This window comes from Croceicoccus sp. Ery15 (assembly GCF_020985305.1).
GTDB lineage: Bacteria > Pseudomonadota > Alphaproteobacteria > Sphingomonadales > Sphingomonadaceae > Croceicoccus.
In genome coordinates, this window is sequence record NZ_CP087588.1 from 174,322 (window position 1) to 189,101 (window position 14,780).

Below are 14,780 nucleotides of genomic sequence, written 5' to 3' on the forward strand. Positions count from 1 at the left end.
CCGAGGCAGTCGTTCGTCGCTTTCAATCGAGGTCCCGATGCAAGGCTGTCCGCCATGGAGATATGCCATGCCGAGCAAACTGCCCAAGCGCCCCATTATCGTTTTTCTCGCAGGGATTTTTCTGGGCTTGCCCGGCGTCGCATGTGCAGTGACATTGACGTCATTAAAAGGCATGGATCTCGAAGGAAGCTATGGCTCGTATGCGCCGCGTGGCGATTGCTCCCGAGGGGCGAGCCTTGAGATCAACGAAACCGGTTTTACTTTCAAAGCGTCTGGTCAGACTGTAAAAAGCACCCGGTTTGAGTACGCGGCTTCGTTTCTTGGCCCGACCTATGAAGGCATTAGCGCGGTCTTTTTTCCTTTTCCTGTCAATGCCAACGATTTCGGACGCGTGATCTTGACGGTCAATGACGACGAAAAGCGAGGCGTAGTCCGCCTTGAAGCAGACGTCGCGCCGGGACAGCGCCTGGATCCGTTCAAGTCAGCGCTCGTGTCGCAATCCCCATTGCTTTTGTGCAATGGGTCTGGGCTGGCATCTGCTGCTTCAAAAGCACCGCTGCAAGCAAGGCCAGTCTTGGGAAAACCGACGCCGCTAACCTGGACCAATCTTGCCAGTTCCGTAGGGAAATTCCAAAGTGATTCCGATCCCAACGGAATAGATCTTTTGACAAGGGGTCCGATAGCTGACGCGATACGTTCGCGTTTGGGCCGCAAAACAGACCTGCTGGCCAGCAATCTTTCGGCGATATCCGGTCTCCAGCGACAAGGGTCTCTCTATTGGGTTACCGGAAATGCGCCGCATCAAGGCGGTGTAGAGCAAGCCTATGTTTTGCTTGATGCAAATCGCCGTGCTGTTCAAATTGGCCTTTGGGAAAAGGGAAAGTTGACGGTCTATGCGCCTCAAGGAGGCCGCTTGCCCGTGCCCCAGGACATTGCTCGCCTGCTTATGGACAGCCCACCTGAGGACGCAGTGCCGCTGCCTGGGACTGCTTGGGAGGTCGTGCCGGTCCAAGGCCGCGCCCCAATGGCCTATGTCGATGTAGCTGCGTCGCCAAACATCAAGTCGTTTAGCCTGTTTTGTGAAGGCAACCGCCCCATGATGGCCATGCTCCTTAACAAGCCCGCGACGGTGCCGCGCGTTACGGTTACATGGAATTTTGCTGGTCGATTAATTGACATTCCGACCGGCCGCGCTAACGCTCAGAGCACGTTTTGGCAGGCCAACCTCACTGGTTCCCAACTCATTCCGATGCTTCTCCGTCAAAACGGTTCGGTTATGCTGCGCATCAACGGCCGCCTCGAAGGCGAAGCTTTGTTGGCGGGAGCGCCACTGGCGCTTCGGACTGCGATGCGGAACTGTGTCAAATTTTGACATGACCTCCTGCACGTATTTCCTGAAGCATTGATAGTAGATCGTCGCTTTGCGGCTTGAAGCGCCCGGGCCTGATGGCAGGGGCGCCGTGCGACGCGAGAATTTGCAGCTTTTCCTCGGGATCAGCGCGCAAATAGGTCTCAGTGCTCTGGATGCTGGCGTGCCCGAGCCATAATGCGACCTTGCGAATGTCCCCGGTCGCCGCGAGCGTGTGCATTGCGCAGGAATGGCGCAGCACGTGCGGTGTTACGCGCTTGCCAAGGATCGACGGCTGCTTCTCTGCCGCGCGCTTGACGTGCTCCGCCAAACGGAACGCAAATCCGTCGCGGGTCATGGGTTGCCCGCTGGCATTGAGGAATATCTCGGCAGCTTGCGCATCGGGGCGGATCGCAAGCCACGCGCGCAATGCGAACTGAGTCTCCTTCCAGAGCGGGAGGACCCGTTCACGCCGTCCCTTGCCCATGATGTGCACGGTGGACAGGAAGCGGTCCGGGAAATCGCGCAGTTGTAGCGTTACGAGTTCCGACACCCTCAGCCCGCCAGCATAGGCCAGATGCAGCATTGCGCGATCGCGGGTGCCAAGGCGTGTCCGGGGATCCGGGGCGTCGAGCAAAGCCTTGATCTCTGCCCGGTCGAGGTAGTCGATCAGCGCCTTGTCGGTCTTCTTGGTAGGGATCGATCTGACGCGAAGGGCCTGATCCAGGCAGGCCGGAATACGATACTCGATGTAGCGGAAGAAGGACCGGATCGCGGCGAGCCTGCCATTGCGGGTCCGAACACAGCTGCCGCGACCGTTCTCGACATGGTCAAGGAAGGCCATGATCATGTCGGTGTCGAGATCCTCGATCTCGAGATCGGTCGGCCGACGCTTCAGCCGATCGGCAGCGAACTGGACCAGGAGGACAAAGCAGTTGGCATAGGTCTTCACCGTGTGCGGACTGACAGCACGTTCGCGCGGCAGATGTTCACGCAGGTAGATCGAGAGATGCGGAGCGAGTGCCGTCATGCCGCTTCTCCCCGGTAAAGTTCCTCGCTGGCGACAGCGATATCGCGCAGCAGCACCGGAGTGGCCTCGAGATACCAATAGGTGTTGGCTACCGACGCATGCCCCAGATATACGCTGAGTCCGGCCATGTGGTGTGCGATGGCTTCCCTGTCGCGCGGACAGGACTCAAGGGAACGCACGGCGAAAGTGTGCCGCAGGTCGTGTAACCGCATCCCGGCCGTTCCGGTCGGTCCGCGGTATCCGAGCTGCCGGGCCAGCCTGACGAACACCACGTGGGCGCGCACCTTGTGTGGTGCTCTCCCCCGAATGGTCACGAACAGGTCATTGCCCGTGGCGCCAAGCCTTGCTCGGGTGGCGAGATATGCTTCGAGCGCCCGACGGGTCGATGGCTGCAAGGTAATCAGCCGCTGCTTGCCGAACTTGCCGTTGCGGACGATCAGGCCATCCTCGACCAGATCGTTGCATTGAAGAGCGAGGGCCTCGGAAATCCGGAGACCTGTCGCCGCCAGCAAGCCGAACAAATAATGGTACGTGTATGGGCTGATCGTGTCTTGGGACGCAACGTCCAACGCCGCGGTCATGATCGCCCGGACCTGTTCCGGTTCGATGATGGTCGGGGTCGGGCGTGGCCGCTTGCCCCGACCGAAGACACCGACAGGCGGAACCTCGTAAACTGGATCATCGGCTTGGATAAAGCGGCTGAAGTTGCGAACGGTATCAAACCTCCGGCGGGCCACATTTTGCGAACTCGCCGTGTGGCACCAGTCGTAGATCCGCTGGACTTGGATGTGCCGGTCGCCGAATTCTTCGGCGTAGGCGGCGTACAGGCGCAGCATGCGTTCCTGTTCAGAGAACTTCCGCCCGAGGCTGCGATGCAGCGCCACGTATCTGGAAATGTGGATGTTCAGCATGACTGTTCTCCCGGCCAGGGCTGCGTGATCTTCATGAGCATCGGCAGATCGACCTTGGCGTAGATGGCAGTGGTCACGGGCGAGCTGTGACGCAGGATGGTCCCGACGGACTCCAGGCCTGCGCCTGCGCGCAGCAGGTTGGTGGCAAGCGAATGCCGGAATATGTGTGACCCGGTCGGCACTCCTTCGATCCCACCGCGGTCGCGCGTACGAGCGACGATGCCCGCGATCTCAGCGGACGAGCGGAATGGCCGAAACGGTGCTTGTGCACGCAGGAACAGATGCTTTTCGGCGGTCTTCGGGCGGGCTGCCGCAAGATATGCCAGGATCGCGTCGCCAACATCCTGCGGCAATGGCAGGCGGTCCGGTCGACGCGTCTTGCCCTTGACCGTCAGGTGGCCGGATCGCCAGTCGATGTCGTCGAGACGCATGTCCTGAATATCGGCAGCCCGCAGGCCGAGCCTGGCGAGCAGGAGAATGATGGCCTTGTCCCGGACTTCCACCGGACGATCTGTCGGACAGGCCGCAATGATCCTCTCGATCGTTGCCGTGTCGACATGGCGCGGCAGCGTCGAAAGGCGGTAGCGCTGCACTGATGGAACTGCATGCAATAAAGCCGGCCGGCACTCGCCACGCACGACCAGAAACCGGATGTAGCTCCTCATTATCGTGACGAGCAGCGATGCCGAGCCCGGCGTCTCCTTGCTTCGTCGTTGGAATGCGCTCCTGAGTCCGGCGGCATCCCATTGCGCAGGCTCGCCCAGCATTGGCATGAGCCGTCTGATATCAGTCCGGTAGCGCCGGATCGTCTCGTCCGTGGCGCCGCGGTGTTGCTTGAGCCATGCCAAGTAAGCCGACATGTGCGGGTCATCGTCCGCCACCGGTTCAACCAATGGGATGGCGCCCCGGCCTCGCAGGAACTCGACGAAGTGCCGTGCGCATCGCCGCCGCCGCTTGGTGCCCGTTGCGACCAGCTTGCCCCGCTTGCGCCAGACCGGGCATCGGCAATCATGCGCTGCATAGTGGTCGATGATCGCGTCATCGATCTCGATCCATTGGCGCCGCGCCATGCGAAGCCAGGCCACGAAATGCTCGGCCTCGGACCGATAGGCCTGTGCCGGTCCCTCGGCAAGTTGCAGGCGATCGATCGCATCGGAATAGTCGGCGAGGTGCCGTGGCAGATCGTCGATCCCGTCGTCGACTTCGACGTAGCCTTGATCTTCCAGGAACCGGACGAAGCGCCTGACCCTTGCTGCTTGGTCAGCCTTGTAAAGCGCTTGCTGCGCCGAATACCGGTGGCACCGGCACCCATGCTTCTCGAACCGCCGGACAGCCCGATCGTCAATCGTGCGGATCGCGATCTTATGCAGGCCCAGCCAATGCAGGAAATGGCGGACCGCCGCGCCATACAGAACCGCACAGCCTGACTTCTCGTCGAGCGACAGAGAGGAGAGGAATGCGGTGAGAAGGGCGCCGTGACTGGGCGGGTCTTCGACCCGGAGCGGGGCCGCTCGAAACGGCAATGATGATCTTGATCGCATGTTGGTTCCTTCGACTTGTTGAGGTCGAGGGAACCGTAATTATCTGGAGTGAAATCATGGAAAACCGAAGGAAACCTGCGCCTCCCGCCACCACGCTCGACATAAACTGCGACTGCAAAGAATACGTGGTCGATTACCTCACCAAGAGCTTTCCGGTTCGGTTGATGGCCGTGTTTACGGACGAAAATGGCAATGCCCGGTCTGAACCGATGAGTGATGAGAATGGTGCTCCTGTTCTGTGCCGTTCGGCGCTTGCCGCGCGCGATCGCATGATCGAGCAGCTCTGTGCCTTGCCGCCGATCGCGACGGCGCTCGATGCAATTATCGAACGGTTCGGTGTCGATCAGGTCGCCGAAGTCACGGGCCGTACCCGCCGCCTGATTGTTGGACACGATGGGCGCCAAGTACTCCAGTCGCGCTCTCCACGCGCCAATGTCGCCGAAACGCGAGACTTCATGGACGGGACCAAGCGAATTCTGGTTTTCTCCGATGCCGGTGGCACCGGCCGCAGTTATCATGCCGACCTTGCGGCAAAGAACCAGATGCGCCGGATTCACTTTCTGCTTGAGCCGGGCTGGCGGGCCGATGCCGCAATTCAGGGCCTTGGCCGTACCAACCGTACCAATCAGGCATCTGCCCCGCTGTTCCGCCCGGTGACGACCGATGTGCGCGGCGAACGCCGGTTTATATCGACCATTGCACGGCGGCTCGACAGCCTCGGGGCACTGACCCGAGGGCAGCGCCAGACAGGTGGGCAGAACCTCTTCGATCCTGCCGACAATCTCGAGAGCACCTACGCCAAGGAGGCGCTTCACCGCTGGTTCGGCCTGTTGTTCGCGGGCAAGCTGGAAGCCGTTACGCTTTCTCGGTTTGAGGAACTGACCGGGCTCAGGATCGAAGGGCCCGATGGCGCGATGGTCGATGACCTGCCAACAATCCAGCGCTGGCTCAATCGCATCCTCGCTCTACCGATTGCTCTGCAAAACGGGATATTTGACGAGTTTCTTGGCCTCGTCGAAGCGCGGATCGACGCTGCACGCCAGGCGGGCACGCTCGACATCGGGGTCGAAACCATTGCGGTCGAGCATTTCGAGGTGCCCGCGCGCTCAAGCCTTTGCGTCTCGAGCGGCTCGAGGAGCTCTACGGCTTTTCGGGCTCGCGTCAGCAGTTTCTGCGTAATGCGCGCTCAGGCCGGATCGGCCTGCTCGTCCCGGCGCGCAGTCTGCTCACCGACGACGGTATGCGTGTGGCCCGCTTCGAGCTTGTCCGTCCCTTGAAGCATGGGCACATCACCGCCGATCAACTCGCGGAGAGCAGCTGGGAAACGGTGGATCCAACCGAATTTCGCCGCCTGTGGCAGGTGGAGGTCGATGACGCCGCCTCAAATCACAAGCGCGAGCGCCTGCATCTTGCAACCGGCCTGCTGCTTCCGGTGTGGGACAAACTCCCTTCCGACTATGTTCGGGTCAGCCGGATTTCGGCGCGAGATGGACGCTCGCTGTTAGGCCGGGAGGTTCCCCTCCATTGCGTGCCCGAACTTTGCCAGGCGCTTGGGCTCGAAGACGAACATGCCTTTTCGGCAGAGCAAATCGTCGATGCGGTGCTCGGGACAGGGCGACCGATGCAAATCAAAAGCCGCGAAGCGCTTACGCTCAAGCGCAGCCTCGTCAATGGCGCGCAGCGGCTCGAACTGGCTGGTTGGTCGGTGTCGCGCCTCGACTGGTACAAGACACATGGGTGCTTCACCGAGATCATACGCTATCAAACGCGACTTTTCGTCCCGACGACGAGCGCAGTAGCGGTCTTGGCGCGACTTGTGGGATGAGAATCGTTATCTTGCCAATTGGCATCCAAAGTTATATATGATGCCATATGGAGAATGCTTATGTTGGCACTGCAACCCGTTGATACCGTCCCCCATGCCTTTCGGCCCGATCCTGTAACCCAGGAGGAAGCATCGGCGATGTTTCGCGCCGTGCTGAACCTGTTTGGGAAATGGGAACTAACCGACGAACAAGCCGCGACTTTGCTCGACATGCCTGTTCGCTCCTACCGGCGGTGGAAGGCTGAGGGTGCAGGCCGTGTCTCGCGCGATGGCGCGGCGCGGCTCTCCAACCTGATGGGTATCCACAAGGCGCTGAGGATCATCTTTTCAGAAGCTCCGCGTGGCTACGCCTGGATCAAGGCAGGCAACGCCGCCTTTGCCGGAGCGAGTGCGCTCGACGTCATGCTTGGCGGCGAGCTGACCGATATCATGCGGGTGCGTCGCTATCTTGATGCCGAACGTGGTGCCTGGTGATTGATCCCAAGGCGATTCCGGTTGCCCAGGTCGAGTGGAAAGGTGCGGTACGAATTATCCGCAGTGCCTTTCCACCGATCGACCTGTTCGAAGATATCGCAGACCCCGCAGATTGGCCACTGCTGATCTCTGCCGAGCAAAAAACCAATCCTCGCATTATGGCGACGATCGGCAATCTCGATCTGGTACCTGCTGACCGCCGGGTAGGGGGCAACGGCGCATCCTATCTGATGGCCCCGTTCACGCATGTCAGCACCGACCGACCTAGTCGCTTCACCGATGGGACCTACGGCGTCCTATACGCGGGGGATACATTCGAAACTGCGCTGTTCGAGACAATCCATCACCATGCCCGCTTCATGGCTCGCACTGTAGAAGCGCCAGGCTGGACCTCACAGTTCCGTGAGATCATCCTTTCGGTAAGCGCCGATTTTCACGATCTCAGGAGCCTTGCCGCAGGCGATCCCGCGCTTGATCCCGACAACTATGCTGCATCGCAAGCTCTCGCTGTTGCGCTCAAAGGGGACGGGGCCGAAGGTGTTGTCTATCCGAGCATCCGGCATTCGGGTGGTGAGTGTGTCGGATTGTTCTACCCGGATTGTGCATCCGACCCCACTCAGGGACGTCACCTCGACTACCACTGGGATGGAACGGGTGTCGATCTGGTTCGAGACGCGGGAACAGGTGCCGTGTTTCGAGTGGTGGACACTGACTGAAGATCCAACATCCGGCTTGCGCTGCGGCGACTCCGGCAGCTTTGCGCCCCTCAAAGGTGTATCAAATAACCTGCACTTGGCCTTGAAAGCTGACATCAAATTGGCTCAAGATCGGGCGTTCTCGCGCTTTCGGTTGAATGCTTCTTTAATTCGCTCGGTCATTATGCCCCATGCCGTGCGCTTTCTGGCTAACGAAGCTCGCATGGAATGCAGAGATTTTTCACGCCAGCGTTCGTCAAGGCGCTCGTCATTTTGGAATGTATCGAGGACCGCTGAAGGATCGTTGCGCATGTGCTTGTGCGCCTTGCGGCCTACGATGTCGCTCGAAAGGTAATCATAGAGGGCTTGAAGAACGCCTGTAACGTGCTTGCTTTGGCCATTATCTAATTGCTCGAGAAGAAATTCGCGCAGAACAATTGGTGAAGCGTTGAGCTGATTAAGGGTCAGGTCGGTTTCCCTTTTGAGCTGGACAACGTTGGCTAGGCGGCTTTGCAGGCAATGAAAGGGATGCATTATTGGGACATGGAGCTCAGCCGTCCCTTCAGTCATCCTGACATTCATTCTTATCTGGATGGCTTGCTTCTTTAGCTTGGCGCCATCGACGCCCATGACATGCCAGAGAAAATCGATTTCAATCGGGTGCCCATCGATCTCAGCATGCACTATGGCCGTCTGCGGTGTGTGGTTGTCGGTGTCGGGGATGGCAACGGAACCACCAAGAGCGTTTGCAAGCTTTTCTGCGGCTTCGCGCTGACCAAAGTAGTCAATATCTTTGGATGTGTAGGGCCCGTAGGCATCGAGCTCGGCTACATGGCTGTAGCGCTCTGCCCACAGGTTGAGCGCTTGGCCTCCGACGATGAAGGCATCGTCACTCAATTTCAGGATGCTTGCTAGATCATAGACGATCTTGGCAGGTAGAACTGCTTGATTCAGGCGAAAGCCTCTTCGCAGATGATCGACGATTCGACGATGTCCAGCGAGGAGAAAAAACCATTGCGGGCACGCATCTCGTCGCGCGAAATACGGCCAGAACGCAGGTCGTCGGCGTCGGAAGCGCGTTGACGCTCCTTCTCCTGCTGGCGTTCCGCCGGGCTGTAGTAGCAAGCCTGCTGCATGGTTTTCTCCGTTAGTTGATATATTCTGCGGAAGGTTACCAGTCAATGAACTGTTTAATTCTGCCCTCGTTCCCTTTTCCTACCTCAGATCTCTCTTTCGCGTCACAGCATTGAAAGCGGCCTTGGCGCCACTCCTACCTAGCGGGGGAAACGCGTTTTCAAGAACTTGCTACGAAGGCCTCGGCACCGTATATTCTTGATATGTTCTCATGGCCGCGCCTTCGATGAAGACTCTCACGGACAACCAGCTGACTGGCGAGTTGGGCGAAACCGTAGTCAAAAGCAAGATTCTTGAGCTCGGCCACGTTTTCGAAGGCCGTGGGCGCCTGGAAACGGGCATCGATGGGACGATCGAATTTCGAGATCCCGTTACGCGCTCCATGACCGGTCTCACCGTCGCAGTTCAAGTGAAGACGACGAAGTCCACCAAATATGTCGGCGAAAGTGACGACGAGTTTGAATACAGCGTTCGCCAGCAGGATATCGATTATTGGAAGCGTTGCAGTCTCCCTGTCGCACTGATCCTCTACCGACAGGAAGACGGATCACTCTATTGGCGCGACGTTGAGGCTGGAGAGGAAGGCAATGAACGGCGCCTCAAATTTCGCAAGGATCGAGATCGCCTCGATTCCAGCTCGATCGAGCGCCTGGCCGCAATGGCAGTCCGCCGCGGTAAGGATGGCACATTCCTCCCATCGCTTCGAGTGGGCGAGCAAGCGCATCTAAATCTGATGCACGTCGGACTGCCTTCATCGATCTTCGTTGGCGAAAGTCCTTTTGCCTCGGGCCGTGACGCGGTTCCGGAGTTATTGCGCGCTGACGGCCATCACTTCGACTGGGTTATTCGCGGCCGCCGTTTTCTGTCCTTTCGCAATCCCAAAAGTACACCGCTCGAAGCGATTGTCGATATCGACACGGTCGAGGAAGTCGATACGGAAGACGTGTCGATTAGCCCGTCGTATTCACCAAACCGGTCCTAAAGGGTTAGCGGGAGTGGCCTAAGCCTCTGATCTGAATTAGGAACTGGGTGTCTAAGCCGAACCTGCCGCAGGGCAGAAAATGCCACAGGTCACCCCCGCATGAACAACGATATCGCAAGCGCATTTGGATTCCCAGCAGTCGGCCGCAAGAAAGTCACAGCCGCTTTCGACGGCGGCCGGCTTACCTCGGATGGCGGCGTGTTGCTGCTGGCACAGGCCGAACGAGCGATGGGGATCTGCCAGCGGCTTGCAGCCTGCATTTCCGATCCGCGTGACCCGGGCAGAGTGGTGCATCACCTCGACGATATCCTGCGCGCCCGCATCTTTGCGATCAGCTGTGGCTATGAGGACGCCGATGATCTCGACGCTCTGCGCGACGATCCGGGCTTCCGCCTGGCGCTGGGCAAGCTGCCGGGATCGGGCGTGGGGCTTGCGAGCCAACCGACCATGAGCCGGTGGGAAAATGCGCCGACTACGCGCGAGTTGGCCAGGATGATGGCCGCGATGATCGACATCTACTGCGCCAGCTATCCCGCCGCGCCGGCGGCGGTGACGCTGGATATCGATGACACCTGTGATGTCGTGCACGGCTATCAGCAACTCTCGTTCTGGAACGGTCATCACGGGGAGCGCTGCTTCCTGCCGATTCATGTCTACGACACCGCCACCGGTCGGCCGGTGGCAATGCTGCTGCGCGCCGGCAAGACACCGTCGGGCGCCGAGGCTGCCGGACACATTCGGCGCCTGGTGCGCCATCTTCGGCGGCACTGGCCCGATACCCACATCACCATCCGCGGCGACGGGCACTATGGGCGGCCCGAGGTCATGACGTTGTGCGAGGCGACCGGCGTCGATTACGTATTTGGTCTGCCGACCAACGCCGTGCTGCGTGCCCATCCCGAAATCGTCGTTGCCGCCGATGCCTGTGCGGTCAAACGCGCTCAGCGCCAGTACCCGGTCCTGCGCACCTATGCCGAGACCCGCTACGGGGCCAAAAGCTGGAAGTGCCAGCGCCGCGTCGTCGCCCGGATCGAGGCCAGTACGATGGGCATGGACATCCGCTATGTCGTCACCTCGCTGACCGAAGGCTCGGCCGAGCACATCTACGACACGCTGTACTGCGCCCGCGGTCAGGCCGAGAACCTGATCAAGCGCCACAAGAGCCAGCTCGCCAGCGATCGCACCTCGTGCCGCTCGGCGGGCGCCAACCAGATGCGCCTCATCCTGCACACCGCCGCATACTGGCTCCTGTGGCGAATCCAGCAGGAAATCCCAAGAGCCACCGCACTCGCCACCGCCGAGTTCGCCACGCTGCGCCTGCGCCTGCTCAAGGTCGCTGCCCGCGTCATCGAAACCGCCACGCGTATCCGCGTCGCCTTCGCTTCGGCTTGCCCGGATGCCGGTGTGTTCAAGGCCATCACCACCAGTCTGCGACCAGCGCCCACATAGCAAGAGCGGCGGTGCCGCCGAACCCCTGAGCCCCAGTCCATCAACCTCGAAAAGCCCATTGCTCCTGCCGCGGTGAAAAACGCCGGTGGAGGCGTGCGCCTTGATCAATCAGGCACCGCCACATCGCCGTCCGAACAACACGAAGCGGTAGCCTCATGAATAGGACGGGTTAGCGATGATCATGATGATGCGGTGATGATGATCGAACTGCTGCGCCGGACAATGGCCGAACAGTTCTCGGATATCCTCGCTTTCGACCGAAAAGCCCGGCTCTTCTATTTCAAGGCCGAAGAGAGGTATCAGCCGAGGCGATATTTCTATCGATCCCTGCGCGAAACGACATCCGCGACGGTCGTCCAAGTTTATGACTACAAGAAGGGAAAACGCAAAGGACAGGTCAACTACCTTCGCCACCACGCTTTCTCACCTCGCTTCCAACAAATCGGGAGCAATTGGTTTCTATCGATTTCCCCTACCTTTGTTTTCACCGAAGACGGTTTCCGCGCTCATAGGTTCGCCTCCGATCTCCTTGCTGGGAAGAAGAGGCTCGATCGTAACGGATCGATACGCGGACAGATGATGATGTTCCGTTTTCTGCTTTCAGGAATTGATCTTCAGCCGCACGCGAAGTTCGATCTTTTTCAAGAAGCCGAGGAAGTCAGCCCGGTTCTGACATTCAACGTCGTTGAACCCGTAGCCATGGAAGCGGCCGTTCCTGAGAACGCTTGGTCCGAAACAGATCCGAACGCCAAACGGATGAAGGTTCAGGACGATGAGTCCACACAGGGGGAGTTGGGAGTAGGCGTGTGACATTCACATTCGAAACTCGCTGTATTCCCGAGCCAGATCTCGAATTTGGGGATGGCGGCCTGTTCCTCGACCCGCGTGTCGGATTGATGCGCCACGGCCCTCTGCAGCCAAAGCCTGGCGACCTGATTCGGATCGGAGTGGTAGGCACATCTGATACGGTCGATGGGTTTGCCAAATACATCGACCGCGCGATGCAAGGTATCCCGAGCGACAATGAAAAACTGGGGAATTTGCATCCAGATTTCCCCGGGCTTGGAAACCAGAACCCCTTTCGCTGCCGCTTCGAAGTGCCTCGGGAAGCCTGCCAGACGGTTCTTCAATCCGAGATAAAGAGGATTGTTGCGATAAGGAACCACGAGGAAGCGGTTCGCGCCGCTGTCGATCTGCTGATCGTGCAGGCGCGCATTTTGCTTGAGGGCACTTCGCGTCCCGAGGTGATCGTCATCGCCCTACCGAAAGTTCTGATCGAAAAGGTGGTCAACGCACGTAGCATCGTGTCCGAAGATGATGATGACGATGATGAGGAGGAAGCCGGCCCTACCGAGCTCAATTTCCGTGATCTGTTCAAGGCAAAGGCGTTGAGCCTTAGCGTGCCGACGCAGATTGCTTGGCCTTCGGTCTGGGATGACGCCTTCAAGCTTTCCAGGAAGATGAAAACCACTGAGCGCAAGGTGCAAGGCCCAGCTACGCGGGCTTGGAACCTGCTCAACGCGATTTTCTACAAGGCCGGTCGCGTGCCGTGGCGTCTACCCAAATCCGACGGATATGAAACATGCTATCTTGGTATCGGATTTTATCGGGACCTGGACGGCCATCGGCTTTGGACAAGCACCGCTCAGATGTTTGACGAGCGGGGTAAAGGGCTGATCCTTCGCGGAGCGAGGGCTCGTACTGATCGGCCAGGAAAGCACCCCTATCTGGCCCGCGCAGATGCTTGCGATCTCGTCAAGCGCTCGCTTGAGACTTATTTTGAGCATCACCGCACGATGCCGGCCCGGATCGTCATTCTGAAGACGTCCCGCTTCGAGAATAGCGAATCTCGTGGCTTCGCAGAAGCTATCGAAGAGATGCGCGTCGCCATGACTGATATGGTTTGGGTATCGGAAGGTGGCCATGTAGCCCTCTTCCGGGAAGGTGATTACCCCGCGCTCAGGGGGAGCTTCGTCCGCATTGGAAACGACGGCATCCTCTACACGCGGGGTAGCGTCCCATACTACGGCACCTACCCGGGCGCACGAATGCCCAACGCACTACAGCTTCGGCCCTATGAATGTGAAACCTCGCTGGACGAAATAGCTACCGAAATCCTTGCCTTAACCAAGATGAATTGGAACTCGACCCAATTCGATCACGCACTTCCCATCCCCATCCGAGCAGCGCGGGAAGTCGGACGGGTTTTGAAGCACGTTAGCTATGCCGAGCGAGATCAGCCCGACTTTCGCTATTACATGTGAAGGCTGGCACGAGTTGGGGCTGCGGCCAATTCGTTACTAGGGCGTAGACTCATTAGCGGCGATCCATAGGCGTGTGCAGAAGAGCTTGATGGCAGCGAGGAAGTTATCGCTTCGTTTGTCGTATCTGGTGGCCAAGCCTCTGGCGTTTTTGAGTTTCCCGAAGAAACGCTCGACCAGATTACGGTAGCGATACAGGAAGCTGCTGAACGCGAAGCCTTTGCGACGATTGCGCTTGACTGGGATGTTGGCGAAGCCACCCTGCGCGGTGATCTGACTGCGAATGGCATCGCTGTCATAAGCCTTATCGGCGAGAAAGGTGGTGGCGTTCGGCACGGCGGCCAGCAGCCTCTCGGCCTCACGGCAATCGCTCGCCTGGCCTTCGGACAGATGCAGTTGGATCGGCAGGCCGCGACCATCAACCAGGGCATGGATCTTGGTTGTCAAACCGCCCCGGGAACGTCCCATGCAGCGATTTGGGTCCCCCTTTTTAGGGTCGCACCGTGCTGGTGGACCCGGATGGAAGAACTGTCGATCATGACCAACTCGCCGTCGAAGGCTTGGCTCACCGCTTCGAGAAGGCGGTCCCACACACCGGCTTTGCGCCAGCGCACGAAACGGTTGTAGCAGGTGGTATGTGGGCCATAGCGCTCGGGAATATCAGCCCAAGGACTGCCCGTGCGAAAGCGCCACAATATCCCGTCGATGACCCGCCGGTCATCCACACGCGGAACCCCGCGAGGCTTGTTCGGCAACAACGGCTCGATCACCAGCCACTCATCATCGGTCAGTTCAAATCTACGACGCGTCATCCAAAGCTCCTTCCCGAAGCCTTGAATCAACCGCGCCCGCGCCGCGCAAGTCAGTTTATGAGTTTACGGCCTAGCTGTCTGACATCTACCCTTCATTCTCCCTCGCCATGTCTCAGTTTACGTATTTTCGCCGGAGGAGTGCGAGCAGGTCATCCGCTAGACGGCTGCGTTCGGCCCGCAATTCCATGCGTGTCCGGTCTGCCCGGGTGGGCAGGATAAGCGCGCGTTCTTCCTGGTCGCCGCGTGCGGCACGTCGTTGTGAGCCGTCCTCAGTTCGAACCTCCCGTGGTGAAGGGAGGAAACGCACACGCCCGTCGA

13 protein-coding genes and 1 pseudogene are annotated in these 14,780 nt (G+C 59.2%); 8 read left to right on the forward strand and 6 right to left on the reverse strand.

What is annotated here, in order from left to right:
• The first annotated feature begins 67 nt into the window (after positions 1-67).
• The gene (locus tag LOZ77_RS00945; protein WP_230280432.1) at positions 68-1,372 is read left to right on the forward strand and encodes a hypothetical protein; all 1,305 of its coding nucleotides are present in this window, start codon (positions 68-70) and stop codon (positions 1,370-1,372) included.
• Here the strand turns inward: LOZ77_RS00945 and LOZ77_RS00950 are convergent.
• From LOZ77_RS00950 to LOZ77_RS00960, 3 genes are read right to left on the reverse strand one after another with little or no spacing between them, the layout of a single operon-like run.
• Positions 1,362-2,378: a tyrosine-type recombinase/integrase gene (locus tag LOZ77_RS00950; protein WP_230280433.1), complete on the reverse strand. Its 1,017-nt coding sequence runs from the start codon at positions 2,376-2,378 to the stop codon at positions 1,362-1,364. The two genes, LOZ77_RS00945 and LOZ77_RS00950, sit on opposite strands and share 11 nt — an antisense overlap.
• The gene (locus tag LOZ77_RS00955) at positions 2,375-3,289 is read right to left on the reverse strand and encodes a tyrosine-type recombinase/integrase (protein WP_230280434.1); all 915 of its coding nucleotides are present in this window, start codon (positions 3,287-3,289) and stop codon (positions 2,375-2,377) included. The genes LOZ77_RS00950 and LOZ77_RS00955 overlap by 4 nt, the downstream gene beginning before the upstream one ends.
• Positions 3,283-4,830: a tyrosine-type recombinase/integrase gene (locus LOZ77_RS00960; RefSeq protein ID WP_230280435.1), complete on the reverse strand. Its 1,548-nt coding sequence runs from the start codon at positions 4,828-4,830 to the stop codon at positions 3,283-3,285. The genes LOZ77_RS00955 and LOZ77_RS00960 overlap by 7 nt, the downstream gene beginning before the upstream one ends.
• Positions 4,831-5,039: 209 nt before the next feature.
• Here LOZ77_RS00960 and LOZ77_RS00965 point away from each other — a divergent pair.
• The 3 genes and pseudogenes from LOZ77_RS00965 to LOZ77_RS00975 all read left to right on the forward strand — a co-directional run bounded on the left by LOZ77_RS00965 (position 5,040) and on the right by LOZ77_RS00975 (position 7,845).
• Positions 5,040-6,655 (forward strand): annotated as a pseudogene (locus LOZ77_RS00965) (strawberry notch C-terminal domain-containing protein).
• Between the two features lie 60 nt (positions 6,656-6,715).
• On the forward strand, positions 6,716-7,129 hold the full coding sequence (locus LOZ77_RS00970; RefSeq protein WP_127692237.1) for an MbcA/ParS/Xre antitoxin family protein: 414 nt from the start codon (positions 6,716-6,718) through the stop codon (positions 7,127-7,129).
• On the forward strand, positions 7,126-7,845 hold the full coding sequence (locus tag LOZ77_RS00975; protein WP_230280436.1) for an RES family NAD+ phosphorylase: 720 nt from the start codon (positions 7,126-7,128) through the stop codon (positions 7,843-7,845). Before LOZ77_RS00970 ends, LOZ77_RS00975 begins: the two co-directional genes overlap by 4 nt.
• 105 nt (positions 7,846-7,950) lie before the next feature.
• Here LOZ77_RS00975 and LOZ77_RS00980 read toward each other — a convergent pair whose 3' ends face one another.
• Together LOZ77_RS00980 and LOZ77_RS00985 are read right to left on the reverse strand one after the other, a co-directional pair.
• Positions 7,951-8,721, reverse strand: coding sequence for a hypothetical protein (locus LOZ77_RS00980; RefSeq protein ID WP_230280437.1), 771 nt, complete (start codon positions 8,719-8,721; stop codon positions 7,951-7,953).
• 53 nt (positions 8,722-8,774) lie between these two features.
• Entirely contained in the window at positions 8,775-8,960 is a 186-nt protein-coding gene (locus LOZ77_RS00985) for a hypothetical protein (RefSeq protein ID WP_007013849.1), read from the reverse strand.
• Positions 8,961-9,184: 224 nt separating this feature from the next.
• Here LOZ77_RS00985 and LOZ77_RS00990 point away from each other — a divergent pair, with 224 nt between their 5' ends.
• The 4 genes from LOZ77_RS00990 (at position 9,185) to LOZ77_RS01005 (ending at position 13,653) form a co-directional block, all read left to right on the forward strand.
• A complete protein-coding gene (locus tag LOZ77_RS00990; RefSeq protein WP_230280438.1) occupies positions 9,185-9,940 on the forward strand; it encodes a DUF4365 domain-containing protein in 756 nt (251 codons plus the stop codon).
• 99 nt (positions 9,941-10,039) lie between these two features.
• Complete coding sequence (locus LOZ77_RS00995) at positions 10,040-11,389, forward strand: IS1380 family transposase (RefSeq protein WP_230279774.1); 1,350 nt, start codon at positions 10,040-10,042, stop codon at positions 11,387-11,389.
• A gap of 195 nt (positions 11,390-11,584) precedes the next feature.
• Complete coding sequence (locus LOZ77_RS01000; protein WP_230280439.1) at positions 11,585-12,199, forward strand: hypothetical protein; 615 nt, start codon at positions 11,585-11,587, stop codon at positions 12,197-12,199.
• Positions 12,196-13,653: a hypothetical protein gene (locus LOZ77_RS01005; RefSeq protein ID WP_127692224.1), complete on the forward strand. Its 1,458-nt coding sequence runs from the start codon at positions 12,196-12,198 to the stop codon at positions 13,651-13,653. Before LOZ77_RS01000 ends, LOZ77_RS01005 begins: the two co-directional genes overlap by 4 nt.
• Positions 13,654-13,689: 36 nt before the next feature.
• Here LOZ77_RS01005 and LOZ77_RS01010 read toward each other — a convergent pair.
• Positions 13,690-14,462, reverse strand: a protein-coding gene (locus LOZ77_RS01010; RefSeq protein WP_156170621.1) for an IS5 family transposase whose coding sequence is annotated in 2 segments (ribosomal slippage) — positions 13,690-14,144 and positions 14,144-14,462 — 774 coding nt in all. Because the reading frame shifts where the segments join, the coding sequence is not laid out codon by codon here.
• Positions 14,463-14,780 lie beyond the last annotated feature (318 nt).